Source organism: Okeania sp. SIO1H4, assembly GCF_010672695.1.
Lineage (GTDB): Bacteria > Cyanobacteriota > Cyanobacteriia > Cyanobacteriales > Microcoleaceae > Okeania > Okeania hirsuta.
In genome coordinates, this window is sequence record NZ_JAAHGB010000076.1 from 1 (window position 1) to 26363 (window position 26363).

Genomic DNA, 26363 nt, shown 5'->3' on the forward strand with positions numbered 1-26363 from the left:
AGGAGACAGGAGACAGGAGACAGGAGGAAAATTACATGGGGATAGTCAACGACCTGCCGCTCCGCGTCTACGCTCCCCCAAGTAATGCGTGAACACCCCCGTTGACGGTGGGGTATTAAACCCACAAAGAAAATGATAAATTATTGCACAAATTAATACTAAGAGTAGCTACTTTTATCAATCTAAAGTCAACAGTTTATCTGAATAAAAGCTTTTAATTATTTAATTCTATGATAGTAGATTAAATGAATTGTAATCATAGCGGTTTGCGGATAAATTAATTATGAAAATTGGTATTGTACCAATTTTCATTATGAATGCTATAGCAGTCGAAGGAAAGGGGGCGGACATATCAAAAGTTTAAAACTCAGATAACGAAGATTTTTCGGCCTTTAGGTCTTTTCTTCTTCCTTCTGCTATACAAACAATCAAAGTGAAGTAAGAACTTTACCCATAATGTATTAAAGAGCTAAAAATCAAGCCTCATTCCAAGAAATGCTTAAGACCTAACCTCGGTAACTACTGATTACTATCAACACCCTAAGTATTTGTAACAAACAAACATTGATCGCGCCTGGTATAGCAAAATCCAGATAACTTCTTAATTAGCAATAGTTAAAAACTTACACCAATTTTATGTTATGTTGCACAAAATGAGGTTTTAGGTTTTATACCAATTTTATGTTATGTTGCACAGAATTATGAAATTTATTAATTCGTCTGTCTTAATCTATAGTCAACTCTGATTAAAATATTATTCTATGCAACTTCATATTAATTTTGTTTACAGTTTTATTTTTTTAATGCCATACAACTCTATGAATACTTGCTTTTTTTAAGTTGCAAACCGATATGATTTTGATTGTAAATAATTAACTCTATCTCTGAAATTATAATCTTTAATATTTAAGTTAATTCCACAGGATATTCAGTTTCATCAACTTCTGAATAATTATCTGGATCGTCAAAATCTGTATTTTCTAACTCTAATTCCTCAGTATTGTTTTCTTCTTGTTCAGCTTCTTCTTGTTCAGCTTCTTCTTGTTCAGCTAATGCTTGCCGATGAGAAACTTCAACTGCAATTTTGCTATCTTCTTCAGCATGATCGTATTTATCAGTGTCCTTAATATCAATTTTCCAGCCAGTGAGGCGAGCGGCCAGACGCACATTTTGTCCTTCCTTACCTATAGCCAAACTAAGTTGATCCTCAGATACCAAAATATGCGCTCTCCTTTCCTCTGGATCGATTAAACGAACTTCGTCTACTCTAGCTGGACTAAGGGAATTGGAAATATAAGTTGCAGGATCTGGAGACCAGCGAATCACATCTATTTTTTCTCCCCTCAGTTCATTCACAACTACCTGAATTCTCGATCCCCTCGCACCAATGCACGCTCCGACAGGATCTACATCTCTTTCTAGAGTATCAACTGCAATTTTAGTCCTCGGGCCAACATATCGGGATGGCGGATTTGCTTCCCTGGCTACTGCTACAATTCTCACTATCTCATCTTCAATTTCTGGGACTTCATTGGCAAATAAATAAACTACTAAACCAGCATCAGCTCTGGATACAAGTAACTGAGGCCCACGAGTTGAGCCTTCACATACTCGCTTGAGATAAACTTTGAATGTGGCATTAGCACGGTAGTTATCGTTGGGTAATTGTTCTCTCTTAGGTAGTTCAGCTTCTACTTCTGGTCTACCAAAACCACTACTTGCAGATAAGATAATTGATTGTCTTTCAAATCTTAGGACTTTTGCTTGAAGAACTTCGCCTTCTAAATCTTGAAATTCTTCTTGAATCATCTTGCGCTGCTGATCCCGTAGTTTTTGAGCTAATACTTGTTTGGTCTGGATAGCGGCCATACGACCAAATTCATTTTGTTCTGGTGTGACATCTAAGAATACGGTATCATTTAACTGGGCTTCTGGAGCTACTTCTATAACTTCTTTCAGAGCTATGTGGTGGTCTTGATTGGTTACTTCTTCAACAATGGTTTTAGTGGCCAATACTCGAAATCCTTCTTCTTCTACATCCAACTCTACTTCAAAGTTGTCAAAGTAATCATCTGTGAAATGAATTCCATCTAGACGTTGAGTGCGTCGGTAGCGTTCATATCCTTTTAGTAGAGCTTCACGTAAAGCAGCTTGAACTGCTTGTTTTGGTAAATTGCGCTCTTTACTAATACCTTCGATCATATCTTTAAGTCCAGGCAAATTAACCATTGACATAATTTTTATCCTCTATTATTTTTCTAAGTTTTTGTACTATGAGGCGAGTTTTTTTTTCATCCTTGTGAGATTAGGATATTAATAATTTAGGTATTCAAGTGAAGTATTTTTTGTTTTTTCGAGAGCTTAAACTTTGAGAATTGAAAAAACAAGAAAAGAAGAACAAGTACAGATAAAAGCTTCAGCCTTTTTATACTGAAAAAAAGTGCAACTTTTTAAGCTTGAGCTACCAAAAAGTTAGGATTTTGGGCAGACAAGGGTAGAAAAATCAAGGGAAAATTATTCCGACTACCTCCTCTATAATTCCCATTTATTCTGACTCCTGAGGACTGACTCCTGACTCCTACCCTTAACAAAAGACTAGTGAAGCGCAAACCCTAATTACCTTCCTTCCTGTAATTCAACAGTCATAATTAGAGAGCGTGGAATAGTTACTTGTCGTCCTTTTTGGTTAATGTAAATTGCTGTTTGATCGCGACCAACCAGTTGCCCTATCCACTGATTTTTACCTTTATAGGGTTCGGAAGTATTTACCGTAACGCTAAACCCTTTAAAGGCAATGAAATCTCGGTCATTATCCAAAAATTTAGAAATACCAGGACTGGATATTTCTAGTAAATATGGTTCAGAAATAATATTTGCTGCGTCTAGTGATTCTTCTATGGCATAGCTCATACGTTCACAATCATCTAAACCTGTGTCTTGATGAAAGTTCCGAATGTCCAAACGCAGCACTGGAGGATGCTGATTTGTATGAAATACTGCTCCTACTAATTCCAATCCTAGGGACTCGGCAATAGGGGTAGCAAAATTGATGATTTGTGGTATTAATGGATGACTCATAGGACAAATGCAACAAAAAAAGTGGGCTTCACCCACTCCCCGTTAACAATTGTTAACATTAACTTAAATCCTTTACAGATTATACAAATTTCGCTTAGACGAGGCTTTCTTGATTTTGCCTTGTCGAATAGCAACAACTGCTTTGTTAACTTTAAATTCTACTTCCTGTAAGAGTTATGATACTTTTTCATTACTCATTTTACAAGTTGAGAATTGGGATAGGTTTTCCCTACTAAATTAGCTCTATTAAACTATTAATTCATTAGTATATCATATTTTTTGTTGAGAAGCAAGTTAATTTTTTCTCCGATTGCAATTAACTTTTTATACCATTTCACTTTAAGGATGTCACAAATAGTTTCAAAGTTATCATGTCAAATAATACGTTTCAATACTTTAAACGTCAAAGTTTTCTGTCTATTAAATCTTACTTTTAACTTTTAACTTTTGACTTTTGACTTTTGACTTCCGTGAAACGGTATTAGCTTATATTATTTTGGGGTTGATTAGCTTTAAGCTGTAGTTGTCTGGTTTGTTCTAAAATTTTTTCGATATCTTCGTCACTCATCCGCATCACATAGTTAATTTTTACTTCTTCAAGAAAAGCTGATGCTAAGGATTGAAGTTCTTCTAATGTGTGTTCTTGTTGTAATTCTGTACTTAGTGCTTTACCGAAGTTTTGAACTAGCTGGTTAGATAATTTTGTTCCTACTGGATCTGCCATTGCTATTTTAATTGTTTCATAAGCATTTTGGGGTCCTTCGGTAGCAATATTGGATAATTCTTTAATTAATCTTTCTGATAGTTGGTTTGCTAAATTTTCAGCTCCTGGTATTTGCTGAAATCTATGAAAAACTGGTAATTCTTCAATTATTTTTTCTACATTGTAACGAATTAGAGCTTCTATATCTGGTTGTAATTGAGGTATTACTTTGCAGACAGTTACTTGTACTAATCTAGTAGCGATCGCTTCGATTTCATTAATGTTATTTAGATCGATATAAGTTTTTTGTTGAGAGGAAAATATTTGCTTTGCTAATTCTCCTGTTTTGACATCTTTTTGCACTTGATTAATTACTTGCATTATTACTACTTCTGTTAGTTCTTGAGCAATAGAAGCAAGAAAACCTCGACTAGCTTGTGCCCTAATTGTTTCTAGGTCTATAATTTGAGCATCATTGAGGCGAATTGTTAGAGGAATTATCCGTAAAAACTGTAGAAATGGTAATAGTAGAAAAATATCGTACCAACGCCAGAGCATCGCTTCTGGCCAATTTACGCTAGGATAACGACGACTAATTAAAAATGTTCTGCCTAAAAATTCTAAACCAAATATAATTATAAATGGTAGGTCGATTATGCCAAAATAATCAGCTAGTCCTCCACTTTCACCGATGCCACGATAATAGTTTTTAGCAATTAATGGTTTGATTTCTGTTTCAAACCATTCCAGTTCTTCAATCCATCCATTTTTTGTTAAGTATTCTTGACTCCAGAAGGTTTTAAATGATTCTTTTGCAGAATCTTCTGAATTAGGAATTCTATCCCTTATTCTATTTTTTATTTTTTCTAAAGAGCCGCTTTTGTTGGCAACTGCGAAAGGATTTTGAACGATCATTTCTATGCTAAGTTCTCGTAATTCTGCCAACTCTTCTTGTACTATTAAAGAATCAGCACCTTGAGGTATTTTCGTTTCCAGTTGTTCCAAATGATCTAAGTATTTTTCTGTATCTCTATTAGATTCAATTCCCTTTATTGGGTCGTATCTTTTTGTGAGCATTGGGATTTGCTCAAAATAAAAATCACGAAAGGTAATATAGCTGATGTTAAATAGCACTAGAATAAAATTTACTAGGGCTAAAAATGCCATCATTCTTTCAAATATTGGAACTTTACGAGTTTTCCGACGAATCTTTTTTGTAGTTACCATTGATGATTTGATTTATTTATTTTGATATATAGCAAGCAATAAACAGGTAGGTTAGGACATAGAGTGATGATGAGATGAATCGAAATAAGGGGAAATGTTTTTCCCACTGTTCCCTGTTATATTTTATATTTTTTCAGATTGGGATAGGTTTGAAACTGCTCTACAATATTTAATTTTTTGATAAATCACACTTTATATCAAGGGTGGAAAAAGAATGTTATGAATAATCAGAGCAGTTAAAAGACTTGACAGGAGATGTCCTTTGGAATACAAAGATAAATTCTGACCTAGTAAATGGTATCAAAGCTATTCATTCTGTACGTCGCCAATCCGACGGTTCCCCTACCACTGATTCCTAAAAAATAACCTAGTTATTTGCAGCAAATATTGATCAAATTGTTACTATTGGTAACTTTCTGAAAAGAAATAATCAAAAAAAATTCAAGAAAAAATGAGACCCTGGGGTCTCACTACTCACTATTTGGTACAGATAGCGATATGTTTACTTCTTAAAGATATTTATATTTTAAAAATCTAAAAGCTTTTAAATGGTTACTCCTTCTTGGCGAGCAGCATGGGCCACTGCTCCTGCCACAGCAGTAGCGACCCTAGTATCAAAGACCGAAGGAATAATATGTTCTTTGTCTAGATCTGAAGCTTTGACTAATGAGGCGATCGCTCTAGCAGCTTCTAAATACATTGTAGATGTCAGGGTAGTGGCCCGACAATCTAAGGCACCGCGAAATATACCGGGAAATGCCAAAACATTATTAATTTGATTTGGGTAATCACTGCGACCTGTGGCCATGACTGCCACATCTCCTGTAATTAACTCTGGTTGTATTTCTGGAATAGGATTAGCCATAGCAAATACTATAGGGTCTTTAGCCATAGAACGGACCATTTCTGGGGTAACAACCCCTGGAGCACTGACACCTAAAAATACATCAGCGTCTACCAAAGCATCTGCTAGAGTACCTGAAGATTCAACAGCAAATTCTTGTTTTTCTGGGTTTAAACCTGTACGACCTTTTGATACTATACCTTTAGAGTCACATAAAGAAATTTTATTGGCCCCTGCTTTGCGTAACAAACGAGCGATCGCTATTCCTGCAGCACCAGCTCCATTAATTACAATACGAATATCTTCTATAGATTTTTTGACCAACTTTAAAGCATTAATCAATGCAGCTAAACTAACTATTGCAGTACCGTGTTGGTCATCATGAAATACTGGAATGTCTAATATTTGGCGTAGTTTGGCTTCTATTTCAAAACAACGGGGGGCAGCAATATCTTCTAAGTTTACTCCTCCAAATACAGGAGCAATATTTTTAACTGTTTCGATAATAGCATCAGTGTCTTGAGTAGCGAGACAGACCGGAAAGGCATCTACTCCAGCAAATTCTTTAAATAGCATTGCCTTACCTTCCATTACTGGTAAAGCTCCTCCTGGGCCTAAATTACCTAATCCTAAAACTGCACTACCATCTGTAACAATGGCAACTGTATTTTGTTTAATGGTAAGTTGATAGATTTGTTCGGGGTCTTCTGCAATTGCTTTAGATATTCTGCCTACTCCTGGGGTATAGGCCATTGATAGGTCAGATTGAGACTTTAGTGGTATTTTACCTTGGACTGTTATTTTACCACCACGATGTAAATTGAAGGTGCGGTCGTAGACATCAACTACTTTTATTTCTGTTAATGCTTTAACCGCTTGGACGATTTTCTCCGAATGTTCGGTACTATAGGCATCGACTGTAATTTCTCTAAGTGTAATTCGGCGACTTTGCTCTAGTAAGTTAATGTGGCCTATATTGCCTCCTTCTGATGCGATAGCTTGGGTAACGCTGGCCAACATTCCGGTGCGGTTAGGAGTTTCGAGGCGAATTGTTAGACTAAATGAAGGATTAGGTGTTAGTTCTACCATGTTAGGTTTGTTCTAGGTTTTGAGTTCTAGATTTTAGTGTCATCGTAGTTAATATTAAGTTGCGATTTAGCATTTCTTCGGTTTAGTCAGGATTTTCTTCATTTCTTCATTTCTGGTTTTTTCTATTAATATCATGTCCGGTTGAACAGTGATAAATAAATAACGATGGAGGAGTCAGGAGTCAGGAGTCAGGAGTCAGGAGGGAAGAAAGAAGAAGAACTGGAGTTGAAGGAGAAAGTTTTTATCACTAATTATCCAGACATGATATAACCACAAAAAAATCGTCTAACAAAGTTGACTAAAATATAGTTATTCTCCAAGAGTAGGGAACAGGGAACAGGGAAGAAGAAAAAAACGAATATAGAAGATTTTTTCTATTAGTTATGAATATAAATTCATCTGATCGCCTGGGAGTCAGATTAATATTTCCTGACTGATATATTCTACTAAGTCACACTTAAAAAAATCACTAAATTCTCTAGAGTTGGAAGCTGAATATTAGTAAGCATTTCCTGCGGAATGCTGCGCAAACAGCTATTAGCAGTCAGCTATCAGCTTTTATTTGAATCAAGCAAAGACTAAGGTTAGCTGACATAAATATTTCATTTCCTGCGGAATACTGCGCAAACATATTTCAGTCCTTGACTACTAATTCCTTCTTCCAAGATAATGAGTTAATAACTCATAGCTGATAGCTGATAGCTGATGGCTAAATGCTTACTAATATTAGTTTCTATCTTTGTAGTTTTTCCCTGTTCTCTAATATCCGAAACTCGTGTATCTTTAATTTGAAAATTCCTATATTTATTTACCGAATAATTAAGGTTTAAAGCCTCTCTTTTAAAGGAGAAAAAATAAAAAATTTTCCTTTGATTCAATCCTCTTTCTTTGAGGGAGAGGTAATTATCAATTATCAATTATCAATTATCCATTATCCATTATTGAATGTTATGTTTTTAAAACTCAGGCTAAAAAAAATTATCAAATTATCTATAGTAGGAAGCTTAATATTAGTTTCTATGTCTATAGATGTCAAAAAAGTTAGAAGTTTTTGTGGCTTTTTTGTGGCAAAAGTTGATGCTGAAATGTTTAATAACCGCTCACAAGTGGTGATCGCTCATCAAGACAATCAAACAACTTATAGTTTAGCTTTTGATTATAAGGGTGAACCTGAAGAGTTTGCTCTGATTTTACCAGTACCAGTTGTACTCAAAAAGCAAGATGTAAGAGTTATTTCACCAAAACTTTTTCAACGCTTAGATGATTTTACTGCTCCTAGGTTAGTTGAATATGATTCTTATAATGGTAATGGTCCTAGAGGTGGTGTTAGATATGAGGCAGATATAGGTAGATCTCCCCGTCAAAATGTAAGAGTTATAGAAAGCTTCACGGTGGGAGAATATGATATTGTTATTTTAAGTACAACAGAGTCTAATTCCTTGGAAAGTTGGTTCAGGGAAAATCAGTATAAAATTCCGCGAGGTGCTGCTAAATATCTGAAACCTTATATTAATAAGAAACTTTTCTTTTTTGTGGTAAGGGTTAACTTAGAAGCACAAGAAAAACTAGGTTTTCAAAATTTAAGACCTCTTCAGTTTACTGTTAAGAATTATCCTCAGATTATGTTACCTTTTCAATTGGGAAAAATTAACTCAGAGGATACTCTGAATATCGTCGTTTATTTTTTGAGTAAAACTGGTCGTGCTGAAGTTAATAATTATCATTTTCTTTGTGGGTTTAATACCCCACCGTCTACACGGTGTTCAAAATTACTTGGGGTGAGAATCCCCATGTAATTTTCCTCCTGTCTCCTGTCTCCTGTCTCCTGTCTCCTTCTTCAAGAAAATGTGGTGATTCCTAGTAACTTTGATGTGCCACTAAATATAGAGTCAAAATTTGGCGAATTTTATCGAGAATTGTTGACTTCAACTATTCAAGCTACAAGAAAAGAAATTGTAGTTATAGAATATGCTTGGGATACAGGTTTTTGTGACCCGTGTAATACAATACCGTTAGATTCTCAAGAGTTGAATGAGTTGGGTATGAATCACGAACAAGCATTTATCACTAGATTACATTTACAGTATGCAAAGAACACTTATAATCAAGATTTAGAATTTACGATTACCTCCGATAAAACTCTCTATCAAGGAAGATATGTATTGTTACCAATTAAATACAATGAAGGTAGCGATGATTTTAACGACAAAGTTAAAATTAAAAATCCTTCCGGCAAAGTTATTTCGGAGGTTGAACTAAAAAAAATATTTGAAAAGTTTTAGATATCAAAAGTATCTAACTGGATGGAAAAATTAATCTAGATTTTGATTGGATAAGTCTATAGGAAAAATTTTACACATCATATACTGTGGTAAAAATTCTTGGGTTTGATCAAGACAGTCTCCAAATGTTTCCTCTTCGTGATTCTGAGAATTAATCTCCTCTGTTTCTTTCAATGGATTGACACAAATAGCAAGTTTGCCTACTCCTCCCATTAAAGACATTACTCGATTTTTGAGACTGTCAATATCTTGAATTAGTCGATCTGCATCTAATATAGAAGGAGCGATAATAAAAAAAGTTTTGACTCCAAGGGAGTCGGGAGCAAAGCCAAAACTACATTCACCTAATAAGGATTGAGTGGAAAGACTTAAAGATTCATAGAAAAGATTAATGAGTGTTTGATAAAAAGATTCACTTAGGGAATGATCGTCAAAAGTCGGCTTAGATAACATAATTAATGTCCTCAAGTATTATTACCTACCATCTTAACATTTCTTAAAATGGTACGCTTATATTTTTTTTATATTCATTATTAAAATTACAAAACTATAAGATAATTATTGCTAATCTAAATATCTCAAGTCAAATTGGAGATTCTACATCCAGAATCCATATAAATTCAAAAACTACACTTATACTACACTTGAAATACTAGCAGCCAAGAAAAATTAATTGGATTAGATAAGTATCTGTGCCAAATTAATTTAACATTTAATCGAGGTATAAAATACTAAATCTGGGAACAGAAAATATATCTGAATACTAAATCTATTTATTATCCCCTAATTACCTAAATTTCAATTTTTTTGAAAATCACCCTAGTCTGGCATATTTTGTATGAGTAGTAAATCTACAAATGATTTTACCTACCTACTTAAATATTCAGAATTAGTCTATCAGATATCAGTACTTTTTTCCACAGCAGAAAGTTATTATCTATAAAAGTTTAAAATCTTCAACATTAAACATAATGATTAACTCTACTCTTGAACAACTCAAAAGTAAATTCGACAAAGCTATAGTTGCTGCTTTTGGTCAAGATTTAACCAATACAGATCCAATGGTCGTTCCAGCTAGTAATCCCAAATTTGGAGATTATCAATGTAACGTAGCAATGTCTTTAGCTAAGAAATTAAAGAATAAACCAAGAGCGATCGCTACTCAAATTATTGAAAAGCTGGATATTACGGATATATGTAAGCCTCCAGAAATTGCTGGACCAGGCTTTATAAATATTACCCTCAAACCAGAATATATAGAAGTTCATTTACAACAGATTATCAAAGATGAACGACTTAATATTTCCCCTACAAAAAATCCGCAGCAGGTTGTCATTGATTTTTCTAGTCCCAATATTGCGAAAGAAATGCACGTTGGACATTTACGTTCAACAATTATTGGAGATTCTTTGGCAAGGGTTCTAGAATTTCAGGGACATGATGTACTTAGGTTAAATCATGTGGGAGACTGGGGTACTCAGTTTGGAATGTTAATTACTTATTTACGAGAAGCTTTTCCGGAAGCTTTAAAAACTGCTGATGTTTTAGATATAGGAGATTTAGTTGCTTTTTATCGACAGGCAAAAAAAAGGTTTGATGAGGATGAAATTTTTAAGGAAAAATCGAGGGAAGAAGTAGTAAATTTGCAAGCTGGTGCAGAGGATAGTCGTTATGCTTGGCAACTTTTATGTAATCAATCTCGCCGGGAATTTCAAGTTATTTATGACTTACTTGATATTGAGTTAAATGAGCGGGGAGAATCTTTTTATAATTCTATGTTGTCTGGGGTTGTAGAAGAGTTAAATAAGTTAAGTTTATTGGAGGAGAATGATGGTGCTCAATGTGTATTTTTGGAGGGATTTACTAATAAGGAAGGGGAACGTTTACCGTTAATTGTACAAAAATCTGATGGTGGTTATAATTATGCAACTACTGATTTAGCTGCTTTATGTCATCGGATTGAAAAGGAGGGTGCAAAGCGATTAATTTACGTTACGGATGCTGGTCAAGCTAATCATTTTGCTCAAGTTTGGCAAGTGGCAAAACGTGCTGGTTGGATTCCAGAAAATGTGGAAGTTGTTCATGTTTCTTTTGGTTTGGTATTAGGAGAAGATGGGAAGAAGTTAAAGACTCGTTCTGGGGAAACTGTCAGATTAAAAGATTTATTAGATGAGGCAATAAATCGGGCGCGAAATGATTTGAAAAAGAGGCTGGAAGAGGAGAGTCGTTCTGAGAGTGATGAGTTTATTGAAAATATAGCTAAAGTTGTTGGTTTGAGTTCGGTTAAGTATGCAGATTTGAGTCAAAATCGGAATAGTAATTATGTTTTTAGTTTCGATAAAATGTTGGCTTTGAATGGAAATACTGCTCCTTATCTATTATATGCTTATGTGCGGGTTAAAGGAATTGCTCGAAAGGGAGAAATTGAGTTTGAAAAGTTAAGAGAGGATGGCAAAATTATCTTGAAAGATGAGCAAGAGTTGGTACTAGGAAAACATCTATTATTGTTGAATGAAGTGTTAAATATGGTGGCTGTTGAATTATTGCCTAATCGTCTTTGTGAATACTTATATGAATTGAGTGGAAAGTTTAATCAATTTTTTGAGAATTGCCCAGTTTTAACTTCAGAAGAACCTTTGCGTACTTCTAGATTATTATTATGTGACTTAACCGCCAGAACTCTAAAGTTTGGATTATCTTTGCTCGGAATTTCTGTTTTAGAAAGAATGTAATTGATCGGTATTTAGCTATCATTTATTCACTCTTAACTGATGATAGCTTTTGGTGAAATTAAGTTTAAATCAGTATTCAGAGACTGAATGATAATTTAAAGTATGGATAAAAATACATCAAACTATAACAGGGAACAGGGAACACCGAATCTGGGAACAGTGGGAAAAACATTGCCTAGTCTAAGATTCATCATTAGTCTATATATTAACCGCTCTGGCTATTGCTATAAATACTACTTATAGGACTACCTCTAGATTTTTTCACCAAGAATTATATTGACTAATGTGCCAAATTCGTCTTTCATTTTTATGGCTGACTTCTAATAACTGAATGCTGAATGCTGAATGCTTACTGTCATTTTTACCTCAATTTAATTGCTTTATTTCTTCCTAAAGCTTGAGAACTTGATGTATTCAAAGGAAAGTATTTTTTATTTTAAGTTTAATTAGAAATTATATCCGCACTTACACACCACAAAAGCTGAAACAATTTTCAAATCTCATACCAATTGTGCTTTAGTAAGCTGATATTTAAAAAAGTCAAAGTCAAAGGTGGTGTATTGAATTTGAGGATGGGAGGATGTAAAGTAAATACCCTATAATAAATAATAAAATTTGGTGTCAATCATACCCTGGCATTGCGTAAGTCCGATGTATATCTATTACAATAAGTAATTACCTGTCTATTGATATAATCATTTTCATTTGGGTAGAGCACAGTAGAAACATTTCATGTAACGTTTCTACGATAGTTGTGATACGTGAGTGTGTGGTTTATCTATCTGAAAACTGCTATAAGGGCAGATAGAAAAAGCTATGTATTTCACTAAAGTGAAAAATCTTCTATCAATAAATCTAACTACTTGAAATTTTCATCTCAATACTCAATTTTTTCTAGCTAATTAACTCCTAGCTATCAAAACTTCATCGTAACTTCACAAACTTTGGTAAAACTTCTGATTTTCTATCTAAAAGGTGTATTATAATTACAGGTAGATACGATTGTATGCTCTACCAAAAAATCATGAAACTAGGTTAATAATATTAATATTCTCTTAGTTAATAATGAAATTTTTAACTGAATCGATTAATTTAAAATCCTGCAATTGGGAAAACAGTCAGGAGTGCAAGTATTAAATCACCCAATTCATGGGTGCTAAATCTACAGCTCAATTAAGTTTGGTAACTATACATTAGCTTCACTATATAATCATGGTAAAAAAAACAATCTTAATAGTAGATGACTGCGCAATTGTCAGAAAACTAGGCGCACATATTCTTGCCAAGATGGGATTAAAAATTATACTGGCAAGTAATGGTTTAGAAGCACTAGAAAAAATAAAACTAGAAAGTCCTGATTTAGTGCTTTTAGACATTATTATGCCAAAAATGAATGGCTATTCAGTTTGTCGTCAAATTAAATCAGAACCTAAAATTATGAATATACCTGTAATTTTTTGCTCTAGTAAAAATGAAGAAGTTGATGTATATTGGGCAATGAAACAAGGGGCTAATGGTTATATAAGCAAACCTATAAAAAAATCTGAGTTAATGGCAATAATGGCAAGGTTTAATATCATTGCCAATGTGAATCCTAAATATAGCGACCAGTTTCTTTATAAACAGGGTTGTATAAGAATTTTATCCCCAGAAATAGAATCTAAGTCTAATTGTTATGAATTTTGTACAACTTAATTTGCCAATAAGTTGCTCGAAAAATTGACAGCTAATTAATTAAGCAAAGATTTCTTCAGCATTTAGATTTAAAATATTAACAGTGAATTAAATGCTTGAGGACATAAGAAACAAAGTAAGATAATTGGAGAGTTTTTATTTATTGTTGAAAAATGATTTGATTACAGGGAGCGTCTCAAGATGAATATTCAAACTCTAAATTAATTGATATGCAGCAATTAGCACCTTAACTATAAGCTTTTTCGCTTTTCTAGACCGGACTTGTTGGAGTGAGTTGGTTGATATACAGCAATCTTATTTGAGTTGTGAAATATTGTAGATTTTAGGGAATGAGAAACACCGAAGCAATAAAATTATTTTTTTCTTTTGGGTTTAATAACCTGCCTTCTACACAGTGTTTACAATTGTTTGGGGTTTGAGTACCCATCTACTTTTTCCTTTTTCCTTTTTCCTTTTTTCTTCTTGCTTCTTGCTTCTTCAACAAGGATGATTTACAGCGCTTTTCATATTGATCAACCACATCGTCATAATCACGCCCCCTGTAGGGATGTTCCATGGAACGTCTCTACTGTGGTCTACCGTGCAAGGAAAACCGCTGTAGGATTGCTATATATAGTCTTTTTCAGTTCAATGAGAGACAAAACTTAGAGTTTTAGGTAATAAAAATTTACTCCTCTACCTGCATGATATATTTCGATGAAACTTACTGTCAAAAAATGTACTGAGATTTTAGTCGAAAAAAGCTTATAGAATAAAGCTTTAAGATTGAATATAATTTGGTCTTTTATCTATATATTGAAATTACATAACAGCCAAATTATACTAGATTAATAAGATACTCGGTCATAAATAGATTCATTTTTTTATTTACGAAAAACTAATTAACCTGAATTCAGGATAAATTAAAAGCCTGATTCTATAGTTGCTAATTCTATCATCCGCTCAACATTATTATATAGTTTCAGATTATTCCAGGTTAAATAACTGCTCTTAATCCGAACTGACGTTAATTACACTTTTATTAGTAAAAGACACTTAAATGTAAATTTTGAGAAATTAATTCTAAGAGAAATAAACCTACTACAGAATTTCCTTGTTGATCTAGAGGAGGACTATAGCAAACAATTATTCCTGTACTAGGAACTACTCCCAAAACAATTCCACTTACACTAGACTTAATTGGAATTCCTATTTTTACAGCATAACAACTTGATGCTTCATACAAACCACAGGTAGTCATTAGCGCTTTAACTGCACAACAGTGTTTTTTCCACTTAGAGTAAGGATATTTTACTAACAACATTCCTAGATTAGCAAAATCAAAAATTGTGCCAGATAAACAACAGATTTGATTATAAGTATCTAGAGCAATTTTCGAGTCTTGAATATAACCAGCTTCTACCAATTTTGCAGCTATAACTTGATTATTATGATTAGGTAAAGACCCAACAGAAGCTAATATATTTGTATCTAAAAATAATTGACATTTTCCATACTTGTTAAGCCAAGAACAAAAATTTTCACAGCGCTCTTGAGCAGTATTTCCTGGTAGTAAAGATGATAAAGTGATCGCTCCACTATTAATCATTGGATTTCTTGGCCATCCACCATCAACTTCCAGTTGTTCTAAAGAATTGAAAGGCTTTTCTGAAGATTCTATTCCTACTCTTTTAAATACAAAATCACTGCCAAATTCACATAATAAGTACAAGAGTAAAAAAGGTTTAATTGCACTCATTAGAGGCAACTTTATGTCTACATGACCTAATGAGATAATCTGATTTTCAATACTTTGTAAAACTATGGCAAAATTCTTGGGGTTAACTTCAGCAAGTGAAGGAATATAAGTAGGTAAATTACCTAGTTTGGTTTTAGTTAATCCTGTTTCTACCCAAGCTGCTAATTGTTGTTTGTCAATGGCTAACATTATTAAATTATGATCGGGTTTTATTATCTTTTTATTTATGGGTTTAATTCCCCACCGTCTACAGGGTGTCTACAATTAGTTGAGGGTTGAGGTTTGAGTCCCCATCCACTTTTTCCTTCTTCCTTCTTCCTTCTTCAATGTGATTTATAACAGATTTTAATTATAATAATAGCTAAGTAAAAAATATATATAACTGATGAAAAAGGTCATTGTTATTACAGGTATCAGCCGTGGTTTAGGTAAAGCTATGACTGATGAATTTATTAGGTTAGGTCATACTATTATCGGTTGTGCTCGTTCTGCATCTGCTGTTGAAAAATTAACTACTAAATATGGTAATCCACATCAGTTTACTTCTGTGAATGTAGCAGATGAAAATTCTGTGCGAGAGTGGGTAACTAAAACATTAAGTCATTATTCACCGCCAGATTTATTAATAAATAATGCCGCTATAATTAATCAACCAGGGTCTGTTTGGGAAGTTGATAGTGAGGAATTTTCCCAATTAATTGATATTAATATTAAGGGTGTGGCAAATGTGATGCGTCATTTTCTCCCCGCTATGATTTCTAGAAAGAGCGGAATAATTGTTAATTTTAGTTCTGGGTGGGGACGTTCCACTTCTCCACAAGTTGGACCTTATTGTGCTTCAAAATGGGCAATTGAGGGTTTGACTCGTACTTTAGCCCAAGAATTACCATCAGGAATGGCCGCTATTCCTCTCAACCCTGGAGTTATTCATACTGATATGTTAGATATTTGTTTTGGGGAGGCAGCAAAGTCTTGTACTCCTGTGCAGTCTTGGGTAAAGAAAGCTGTTCCTTTTTTGTTGAAGTTGAAACCTAGTGATAATGGAATGCCTTTAACTGTTGCTTGCCAGAGCTGAAAAACATAGACTACCCTAGACAAATATCTACGAAATGTCTATATTTTTGCGCCATTAATTTGTGTTATTATTACTTATGTCTGCTAAGACCAGAGGATTTTAGCAACTATTATGGAGTGTTTTGCACTCGACTTTTCACGTCTGACAAAAACCCCAGAGGGAATCCTATACTCAATGTAATCTGTTTGAGCGGAACATTAACCTTCTTTGCCAGTAGACTTGTGGACAGGTGAGCCGTAAAATCGCTCTTAGTCACTGATGAAGGGCGTGTCTAGGATTGTCTAGATTTTTAGAAGGTGTGTCTTGAGTCTGATATTTCTAGAAAGTTACAAATTATTTGTGTACCTAGAATTGTCTTTACTTAGCAGCTTAGTTTTTTTTAAATTGGATTAAACATTTTTAACAGGTCAGGATCTGAATATTCTTTCTCTAAAGTACTATTTAATCTGACCCTTATTTACTATAGCGAAAATATCTAGGGGAAATTTAAGTTTTTTTCAGACTTTGAAGTCTTCTCCCTTCTTCCTTCTTTCCTCTTCCTTCTTAAATTAAATGCGGATGAAGGGACTTGAACCCCCACTTCCGAAGAAACTAGAACCTAAATCTAGCGCGTCTACCAATTCCGCCACATCCGCATAATTTCAATATAGCACACAAATCAGAAATTTTCACAATGACTGACAATTTTTTATCTTTATCTTTTGCAAGTTTAATACCCCACCGTCATTTCAATTATCAGTTATCAGTTATCAGTTATCAGTACCTCTTGCAATAAGGAGGTTTGACTTTAATTCTGACTTTTGACTTTTGACTTTAATTCTGACTTTTGACTTTTGACTTTAATTCTGACTTTTGACTTCCTCAATATAACTTTTTTTCCCCTGCAAAATATAAGCCTTCATGTAACCCTTACCCTTAATATCAATCAAACCCCGTTCTGCAAATAAAAATTTGTGCTGTAAAATCTCATAGGTCTGTTCTGTCACTTGGATAACACCTGGTATACCGTGAGACTCCATACGACTAGCAATATTCACAGTATCACCCCATAAATCGTATATAAATTTTTTACGTCCAATTACACCAGCAACGACTGGGCCAGTATTTATACCAATACGAATATTAAAGTCTTGTTTCTGTTCATCAGCAAAATAGGATACTTCCTCAAGCATATCTATAGCCATCAGAGCGATCGCCTCAGCATGATTTTCCATTGGGTTTGGCAACCCACCCACGACCATATAAGCATCTCCAATAGTTTTAATTTTCTCCAAACCATATTTTTCTGCCAATAAATCAAACCTGGAAAAAATCTCATTCAACCAATAAACTAATCTTTGAGGAGTGGCACGACCTGCTAATTCAGTAAACCCTACTAAATCTGCAAATAAAACTGTAACTTCTGCGAATCCTTCTGCAATTGTACTATCACCTTCTTTCAATCTATCAGCAATAGGTTTCGGCAGAATATTTAACAACAATTTTTCTGACTTTTCCTGTTCTAGGAGCAAAGCTGCTTCTGCTTTTTTACGCTCAGTTATATCACGACAAAGAGCCAATATTAATTTACCATTCCCTGCTTTTAATAAACCCAAACGTATCTCTACTGGAAAAGTTGTACCATTTTTGCGACGATGAATTCCCTCTATAGTCATTGGTGTACCAGGAATTAAATTTTGCCACTTTTCATACATCTTTTCTGATAAAAAATTTACCTCAATATCTTCTATATATAAATTCAATAATTCTTCACGTTTATATCCCAAACTTTTACAGGTACTTTGATTAACATCAACAATTTTGCCATTCATTTCATAGATAATAAAAGCATCTGCAGCTTGTTCCATTACAGATCTAAATCTTTCCTCACTTTCCCGCAATGCTGCCTCTGCTAGTTTCCTTTCAGTAATATCTCTTAAGGCCGCTACTCTATTTTTATTACCACGATAAAAAAATATTTTAGCCTCTATTTCTAAAGGAAAAGTAGACTCATCCTTTCTTACTCCAACTACTTCATAAGGTTTTTCATATCCAGAAGCAATTTTTTCTAATACGAAATCCTGATATTCTGGGGTTATTAAATCAAAAGTATTCATTCCAATCATTTCTGATAATTCATATCTAAACATTTGGGCAGCAGCGATATTTATTTCTACAATTTTTCCTTGTTCCTGAATCATAATCCCTTCAAAGGTAGCTCTAGATAAACTCCGAAATCTTTGCTCATTTTCCTTGAGCTTTATTTCTGATTCCTTTCTATCTGTAATATCTCTAAAAGTTCCTGTGTAGAAAGTTTTTTGATTAAATTTTGCTTCTCTGAGTGCAATTTCCATGGGAAATAGGGAACCATCTGCACGGATACCAACTAATTCGTAAAGGTTTCCACTGTCAGCAATTTTAGATATCAGTTGTTCTATATAATAATGTTGTTGATCGCTTTTTTTTTGTAGCTCCGACTCTGTTTGAATATCTACTAAATTTTCCTCTAGTAAATGCAAAAAGCTAGGGAAAAAAGATTGCCAATTTTCCGGTTGAATATCTTGCAAATCAAACACATAACAATAATTTTTAATTTCTAAACTTTGATAAAATATCAAATCTGGATTAATCCATAGTTTTAATGTTTCTACAGTTAATTCTTCTACTTCAGTTAATAAATGTTTGGTATCCATTTTTTCCATAGTCAATGGATTAATAGTAAAGTCAAATATTTGATAAATAGACCTCCCTATTAAGTCTTGATTTTCATAGCCAAAAATTTCCGAGGCACTAGGATTTATACTAATAATCTCAAGCTCTGGGTTAGTAAAAGTAATAATTGCATCTGTTGCTACTTTGATAATGGCATCATTTCTCGCAGTAACTTCCTCCAAAATATCCATTACCTGATTGTAACGATTTGCAATTTGACCTACTTCTGTAAAAGGTTCTACAGGCACTCGCAAACTTAAATCTTGTGTACGAGCTTGAGAATCCATTACTCTAAATAAATCTAATATTTCTGTTTTAGCCCGATGCTCCGAAACATTTAAACCGATATGTTCATCTGCTTGTGAAACTCGGAAAAAATAAAGTTTATTTGTAATGAATAAAATTGGATATACCAAACAAAATCCTAATAGAAAAGCCGCAAAAATTCCTAATAACTGAACAGTCAATTGTTGGCTAAAACTAAGACCAGTATCTAAAACCTCCGCCTTCCCAAAAAAAGCTACTGCTAATGTTCCCCAAATACCTCCACCAAGGTGAACTGGAATAGCTCCAACAGCATCATCGACTCGAATTTTTTCTAAAGCTTGCTCTACCAACATAGTGACTATGGCAGCAATAATACCAATCAAAATAGCAGAAAAAGCTGTAACAGCATGACAAGCTGCTGTAATGCCAACTAAACCAGAAAGAGTACCATTAATTAGTAGTTCAACACTGGGTATTCTTCTGATATACCAACCTACGCCCAGAGTAGTCAACATTCCTCCTACACTCGCAAGAACAGTATTCACAATAATGCCCGCTACCTGTCCATTTAATACCAGGGTGCTTCCACCATTAAACCCAAACCAACCAAACCAAATTAGCATTGCCCCCAAAACTGATAGGGGTAAATTAGAACCATGAATTTTTTCTGGTGGACGACCAGGAGGAAATCTGCCTGTTCGAGGACCAATAATTAATAAAGTCGCGAGAGAAACCCATCCACCAATGCTATGGACAACACTCGAACCTGCAAAGTCAACAAAACCACGTTGCCCAAGCCAACCTATTAATACACCAGTGTCAACTCCATTCCAAACCCAATGACCAAATATGGGATAGACCAGACCTGAAACGAGGAAGGCGACAAATAGATAGGAGGCAAACTTCATGCGTTCAGCTACTGCACCAGAAACGATAGTCGTAGCTGTGCCACAAAACATTGCTTGAAATAAAAAGAAGGCTGCGTCAAAAGGTTGTAGATCGGTTGCCAGGAAAAATTTACTATGGCCAATTATTCCAGAAGATGAAGACCCAAACATGAAGGCAAATCCAAAACTCCAAAAGCAGGCAACTGAAATACCAAAATCAGTGAAGTTTTTAATAGCAACATTAATGCTATTTTTTGACCTGGTGAGTCCTGACTCTAAACACATAAATCCAGGTTGCATGATAAATACTAACCCAGAACAAAGTAATATCCACAAAATATCAATTGCTTCGTAGGTAGGTTGAGATGGGGAAGTTGATATATTTTTCAGTCTGGATTGATTTTTTCTAGGAATAACAGTTTGAGTATTATGAAAATTTTGGGGTTCTATAAACTGTAATTCTGGGGATTGATAAAAGTAAGAATTTTCTAAGTCTAAATTAGAAATTTGCTGTATTGTACCTTTTTTTATCTGATTTGATAATTGATGATTTTGTATATATTTATCTGTTAGTGACCCATGTAAAATAGTTAATGCCAGGGTCAGCAAGAATAAAATAATCCCTAAAATGGATTTTCCATGCATGGCTTCGGATCTTAGAGCTGATTTATCAAGTAAATATTAAGAGGCTGAATTCCTTGCAATACAAAGGTTTTTGGAGTTATAGCCCAATCATACCTAAATCCCTGAGAGTTAGATGAAATAAGGGTTTTAGCTAAGTTTACAAATCAGCTCTTACAGAGTAGCGGGACTTTGATATTTTTGACGGTGAAAATGGCTTCAAATTCAACATTAGCAAGGAAAATACATCAACAGGTTCAAAATGGCTCTTTGCGTAGCATTCCGCAGGAAAACTTAGATATATCAATAAATAGGCTATTTTGACGTTAAAGAATTACACAGTAAGGATTCAAGGCTATTTTTAATTGATTTTTTGCTAAAGTCCCAGTAGCTAAAGCGATCGCCGACATATTTGGCTAGCATGACCTAGGAAAAAGCGGAGCTGCTCTACACTCTTCGGGTCTCCTCGCCATATCCAATCGACTAAGAGAACAGAAAAAAATCATTTTATTCAATTCTATAGTTTTCATGTAAGGTAATTGTTAATTGCGAATTATTAATTGTTTACCACTAATTTAGAACAGAAAAAGTAAGTACCTGTGCAAAATTCATTTAATATTTGTAAGTAGGGAACAGAAAATCAAATACAGTACTTTTCAAGTAAGTAATGTCTAACGGTAGAATAATAATATTCATTTATTAAAATCATAATTGGATAATCTGTACATCATAAACCTGCAATATATTGTATTTTTGATGTAAAATTCAGTTATTAGCTACTAATTATTTCAATACTCAAATCCTCTCTAGGCACAGACCTTAATTTTTTAAAATGTTGCTTTAGTAAATACGATTTGGTATTAGTTGTAAATAGAAAAATCATTTTACCTACCTACTTAATAAATTCATACATAAAACAAAGCAATCAGCAATTTTTAGTTTTTCGCTGATTGCTTTATATAAAGTGGGCATATTTTTGATAAAATTATGGTTAGATAAGCAGTCTATTGCAAGACAGTAAAAGTTTGAGTATTTTACTTCTCGCTGAAAGCTTCCCAAGTCTTTCGATCCACTATACCACTAACCTTAATTCCTTTATATTTTTGAAATTTTTTAACTGCCCCTGTGGTTTTTCTTCCAAAAAAACCATCAATTGGACCCGGATTAAAACCCATTGTTTCTAAACGAATTTGTAAGGTTTTAACTTTAGACCCCTTGTCTCCTTTTGCTAATATCTTTTCTATTTGGATGGGTGGGTTTTGCCTTGAAATTGATGGTTTTTCTCTTTGAGTTTGTGGACGAGAGGCAAATGAAGGTTTAGCCAGAGCTGTCCAAGTAGCTTCATTAACTATACCTGTTACACTTAAGCCTACAGACTTTTGAAAAGCTTTTACTGCTTCTTTGGTGCGAGTACCAAACACACTATCTACAGCTCCAGGGTCGAAACCTCTAGCTTGCAAACGTCTTTGTACTGCCCAGACTTTTGCGCCTCGAGAACCCTGTGATATATTCTTTTGATTATTCTGTTTTTTAGGTGCACCTGAATAGAATGGTTTAGAGAATAATTCAGGTTGAGCAGGTTTACCTAAAAATCTGATATTTCCACCAATAAAGGGTATCCGAAAGTTGTGATTTTTCTGTCTTTGCCACAGTTTATTTTTGTTAGTATTTTTTTCACCAGAAGTGGAAGTCTCTAAATTAGAGTTGCTAGTTAAATCTTCTTCTTTTTCTGTTACTAAAGATTCTGTTTTCTTGGAAGCAACAGCTTTGCCTTGAGTAAAAGTAAACAGAGCTACTAAACTTAATAGAGCAGTAATAGTAGGGATACGCATAATAATATTATTGTGATGATTACTTAGTTTTGGTTTGAAAATCCTGGTCTCTCTTCAATAACTTTGCTGATGTTTGCGGTTCTAGTTTTAGCTGAAATTGAGCGGGACTAAAAATTTAATCATAACTGTATAATTAATATTAACATCTTTGTAGAAGGTAGAAGGTAGAACGCGTTTAGTTATCTACCAGAGAAGGAAAAATCTGGCGTTGCCTGAGTCTTAAGCTTTTGATATGAATACAGTAAGAGCTGATTTATAAAGTAAATATTAAGAGGCTGAATTTATGGCAATACAATGGTTTTGGGAGTTATAGTCCAATAATGCCTAAATCCATGAGAGTTAAATGATATCAGGGTTTTAGTTAAGTTTACAAATCAGCTCTAATGGCGACTGCTATAAGGGCGTTGCATATTTGTGGGATGAATTGTATGCTTGGACAAAAAAGAAGTATGAAGTATTAAGGATGAGATTTACCTGTTCAAAAAAGATTCATCCCTTGATTCAGCAGCGCCGCTATAAGAGCAAAAATTCTTCTTTGTATATTTTTTTGACTGAAAATTTTGGTTTAAAGCCTCCCCTTTTAAGAGGATAAAAAGCGGTCGTTTTGCTAGCGCACAACTACGTTAACGGCTATCTGGGCAGCATGGCAAACGGAAAAAACGGAGTTTCCCATAGGGTGGGATGGCGAGGAAACCTCGCCATATCCAATCGACCAATAGAAAGAAAATTCTGCATCTTCTCGCCTCCCTATTGCAGGAGGTACTGCGGACTTCAGCTATTGCTTTTAGTTTTAGATAAAAGCTTTACTAATTGAGGCAGAATTTATACTTACTACCAAAGTCGGCTAAAACAGTCTATATTCATTTAAACCCCCTTATGAGAGCTGACAGCTGACAGCTAATAGCTGAATGCTTAGGATAGTTAGAATCAAAATATAAATCTGAAGCTTTTCTACTGTGGTTAAACAATGACCCAGGGATTAATTGAAAGGCAATACAATGATGAAATCAATATAGTAATCTTATTTAAGTCGTAAGATATCGTAGACTTTGAACAAACAAGGAATAGTATCAGTCTTGATTCCAGTTATTTAGTACGGGGATTTAAGCTTCTCGAATTTTTTCGGTAAGCTACTTTAGCATTTATTTTTTGAATTTGGTACAAGTATAACAGTCAAAGGAAAGGTTAAGACAGAGCAAAATCTTAAAGCTCAGACAACGCAGAATTTTTCCATCTTCCATCTTCCTTCTGCTATAGAATTAGGGTTTGCGCTCAAAAGTATTTTAGTAGGGGTAGGAGACAGGAGACAACCCACCCCCAACCCCTCCGGTGGAGGGGAAGACAGGAGACAATCCACCCCTCGTCCCTCCGGTGGAGGGGAGAAATGGATCGGGAGCGAGGAAGTAGGAGCGGGCGTTTTGTCCCAAGATTGTTCTGCCCAACTATGCGCCTAAAATACCCTCCATGCATGAGCGTGAAGAGCTGAAACAGGCGCACTGTTTTCGTTCCCAAAAAGGCACTTGTCTTTATATGTCAATGCTTTTATATTTAATCAGTAAGCCCGAATTAAATGTGGATAATAATGAAAACAAGGAACTGTAGAAAGTATTTCGATTATTTCCAAAATAATTTTAACTTCAATTCCTTATTTTAAATTTGCTTTCCCTCAAGCAACAAGAGCTAATTTAACAGAATATATATCACTATACTTATTTTGAATGTAACGAATAAATGGGTCAATACTTAAAGGTTTACCTGTTACTCTGTCAATTAATTCTTTCGCAGTATATTTGCGACCATGTTGATAAATATTATGCTTTAACCATTTATGCAAAAGAGTAAAATTACCTTGTTCAATAGCAACAGTAATTTCTGGATTAGACTTCACTGCAGTTTCATAAATTTGAGCAGCAATTAAATTACCCAAAGTATAGCCTTGAAACATTCCGCCAATCATTTCACCATACCAATGCACATCTTGCATGACTCCCTCACTATAATTAGTGGGAACTATACCTAAATCTTTTTTATAGCGCTCATTCCAGGCTTCGGGAAGGTCACAAACAGCTAATTTCCCTTCTAACATGGCCAACTCTAGATCGAATCGAATCATCACATGGAGATTGTAGGTTACTTCGTCAGCATCAGTACGAATGGGTGACTTAACAACCTTATTAATAGCCTGATAAAATTCTGAAACAGAAATACAACTAAGTTGTTTGAGAAAAATACCCTGTAGTTGGGGATAAAAACATTCCCAAAAGCATCGACTACGAGCTACCATATTTTCCCATAATCGGGATTGACTTTCATGGATACCGCTTGAGGTTCCTTCAGCAAGGGGCGTTCCCTCTAATTCTAGGGCAATACCTTGCTCATAGAGAGCATGGCCTACTTCGTGGACTGTACTGAATAGAGCTTCGGTACAGTTATTTTCATACACGCGAGTGGTAATACGAACATCCCCAATTGAAAAGCTAGAAGTAAAGGGGTGGGGCGTTTCGTCTTGTCGGCCTCTTTGAAAGTCGAAGCCAATATGCTTTGTCACAGTACGTCCAAACTTAAGTTGTTGTTCTTTTGGATAATATTGGCGGAGGTAAAAATCATTGATAGGTGGGCCGGAGGTAATGGCTTCTACTATGGGTAATAATTTTTGGCGTAGTTTGCGAAACAGAGGGCGAAGTATGGAAACTGTCATGCCTTCGTCTACAAAGTCAATGAGAGGATCGGCAATATGTTTGTGAGGGAAAAAGCAAGCTAGTTCTCGACTTAGGTCTAATGTTTTTTCTAAATATGGTTGTACTAGGGAAAAGTTTTTGAGAGATTTGGCTTTGACCCATGCTTCGTAGGCGGTAGCTTGATGTTGGCAAAATTTGGCCATGAATTCTGAAGGGACTCGGATGGCGCGCTCGTAGTCTCGGCGAGTAACACGGATCAGGCTAGCTTCGGTGGAGTCGTAGGGGAGGCTTTGTTCGTAAGGGCGGAGGTCTTGGAGGAGTTGACCTATGGATGGGTCGGTAAATTTTTCATGGGCAAGTTCTTTGAGAGTGGCTATTTGTCGTCCTCTGGCAGAAGTGCCTCCGGTGGGCATATAGGTGGTTTGGTCCCAGTTTAGTATGGAGACGGCGGCTTCTAGGTCTCGTATTTGGATGAGACTATTTTTGAGTTCTAGATATTTTGGTTCACAAGGACTGAGGGTTGACATGATGACTAGATGATATTAAATTTTTAGGTTTATTTAATGTTTTTACTTATTCGGTGGGGTATTATATATTAGCCAATCATCAGGAGTCTTTTAGTTAATTCTACTTAAGTATATGCAAGTTTTTAACAAAAAGCTTGGTCTAAAGCCTCCGTCATGCTCTTCACGGAGGTCATAAGTTATAATTCATAAGTCAGAAGTTCAGTAGGGTGTGTGAGCGTGAGGGTAACGTACAATCCCACAGAAGGCGGTGGGTCATTTCAGTTCAGTAGCTTGACTACTCCCCGGACTTAAGTCACGGGGATTCTAAGCAGATACTACGCAACAGGATAAATCCGTGTTGCTCCGTTTCTTCTTAGCTGACCAAAGATATATTCTTTGGGGACAAGTCAAAATGCCC

General features: G+C 34.8%; 15 protein-coding genes and 1 tRNA gene. 5 read left to right on the forward strand and 11 right to left on the reverse strand.

The genetic code is table 11. From position 1 onward, the window contains the following. Positions 1-906 precede the first annotated feature (906 nt). From nusA to F6K06_RS28675, 5 genes are all read right to left on the reverse strand, one after another. A complete protein-coding gene (gene nusA / locus F6K06_RS28655) occupies positions 907-2235 on the reverse strand; it encodes a transcription termination factor NusA (protein ID WP_124145085.1) in 1329 nt (442 codons plus the stop codon). Between the two features lie 215 nt (positions 2236-2450). Then, positions 2451-2609 (reverse strand): hypothetical protein, encoded by a 159-nt coding sequence (locus tag F6K06_RS28660; RefSeq protein ID WP_161564945.1) that lies wholly within the window; start codon positions 2607-2609, stop codon positions 2451-2453. Between the two features lie 7 nt (positions 2610-2616). Further along, positions 2617-3078: a ribosome maturation factor RimP gene (gene rimP / locus F6K06_RS28665; protein WP_124145086.1), complete on the reverse strand. Its 462-nt coding sequence runs from the start codon at positions 3076-3078 to the stop codon at positions 2617-2619. A gap of 481 nt (positions 3079-3559) precedes the next feature. Continuing rightward, a complete protein-coding gene (locus F6K06_RS28670; protein ID WP_287239436.1) occupies positions 3560-5008 on the reverse strand; it encodes a hypothetical protein in 1449 nt (482 codons plus the stop codon). 544 nt (positions 5009-5552) lie between these two features. Next, a complete protein-coding gene (locus F6K06_RS28675) occupies positions 5553-6941 on the reverse strand; it encodes a malic enzyme-like NAD(P)-binding protein (protein WP_287239433.1) in 1389 nt (462 codons plus the stop codon). Positions 6942-7891: 950 nt separating this feature from the next. On the opposite strand from F6K06_RS28675, the gene F6K06_RS34360 reads away from it, so the two are divergent. Beyond that, positions 7892-8737 carry a DUF2330 domain-containing protein gene (locus tag F6K06_RS34360; RefSeq protein WP_353734909.1) on the forward strand — a complete coding sequence of 282 codons (846 nt, stop codon included), beginning with the start codon at positions 7892-7894 and terminating at the stop codon, positions 8735-8737. 54 nt (positions 8738-8791) lie between these two features. Further along, positions 8792-9223 carry a DUF2330 domain-containing protein gene (locus F6K06_RS34365; protein ID WP_353734910.1) on the forward strand — a complete coding sequence of 144 codons (432 nt, stop codon included), beginning with the start codon at positions 8792-8794 and terminating at the stop codon, positions 9221-9223. 30 nt (positions 9224-9253) lie between these two features. Here the strand turns inward: F6K06_RS34365 and F6K06_RS28685 are convergent, their stop codons facing one another. Next, the gene (locus F6K06_RS28685) at positions 9254-9676 is read right to left on the reverse strand and encodes a hypothetical protein (protein ID WP_124145089.1); all 423 of its coding nucleotides are present in this window, start codon (positions 9674-9676) and stop codon (positions 9254-9256) included. A 521-nt stretch (positions 9677-10197) separates the two neighbouring features. On the opposite strand from F6K06_RS28685, the gene argS reads away from it, so the two are divergent. Both argS and F6K06_RS28695 read left to right on the forward strand, forming a co-directional pair. After that, positions 10198-11955, forward strand: a complete 1758-nt coding sequence (gene argS / locus F6K06_RS28690) for an arginine--tRNA ligase (RefSeq protein WP_287239531.1) — start codon at positions 10198-10200, stop codon at positions 11953-11955. 1212 nt (positions 11956-13167) lie between these two features. Then, positions 13168-13650 carry a PleD family two-component system response regulator gene (locus tag F6K06_RS28695; RefSeq protein ID WP_287239426.1) on the forward strand — a complete coding sequence of 161 codons (483 nt, stop codon included), beginning with the start codon at positions 13168-13170 and terminating at the stop codon, positions 13648-13650. Positions 13651-14671: 1021 nt separating this feature from the next. Here F6K06_RS28695 and F6K06_RS28700 read toward each other — a convergent pair. Continuing rightward, positions 14672-15577 carry a glutaminase gene (locus F6K06_RS28700; protein WP_287239421.1) on the reverse strand — a complete coding sequence of 302 codons (906 nt, stop codon included), beginning with the start codon at positions 15575-15577 and terminating at the stop codon, positions 14672-14674. 196 nt (positions 15578-15773) lie between these two features. On the opposite strand from F6K06_RS28700, the gene F6K06_RS28705 reads away from it, so the two are divergent. Then, positions 15774-16463, forward strand: a complete 690-nt coding sequence (locus F6K06_RS28705) for an SDR family oxidoreductase (protein WP_124154400.1) — start codon at positions 15774-15776, stop codon at positions 16461-16463. Positions 16464-17016: 553 nt separating this feature from the next. Here F6K06_RS28705 and F6K06_RS28710 read toward each other — a convergent pair. The 4 genes from F6K06_RS28710 to F6K06_RS28725 form a co-directional block, all read right to left on the reverse strand. Further along, positions 17017-17098, reverse strand: a tRNA-Leu gene (locus tag F6K06_RS28710). A gap of 204 nt (positions 17099-17302) precedes the next feature. Further along, positions 17303-20953 (reverse strand): ammonium transporter, encoded by a 3651-nt coding sequence (amt, locus tag F6K06_RS28715; RefSeq protein ID WP_287308957.1) that lies wholly within the window; start codon positions 20951-20953, stop codon positions 17303-17305. A 1010-nt stretch (positions 20954-21963) separates the two neighbouring features. After that, complete coding sequence (locus F6K06_RS28720; RefSeq protein ID WP_287245062.1) at positions 21964-22761, reverse strand: peptidoglycan-binding protein; 798 nt, start codon at positions 22759-22761, stop codon at positions 21964-21966. A 1666-nt stretch (positions 22762-24427) separates the two neighbouring features. After that, complete coding sequence (locus tag F6K06_RS28725) at positions 24428-25966, reverse strand: carboxypeptidase M32 (RefSeq protein ID WP_124155568.1); 1539 nt, start codon at positions 25964-25966, stop codon at positions 24428-24430. Positions 25967-26363: the final 397 nt, after the last annotated feature.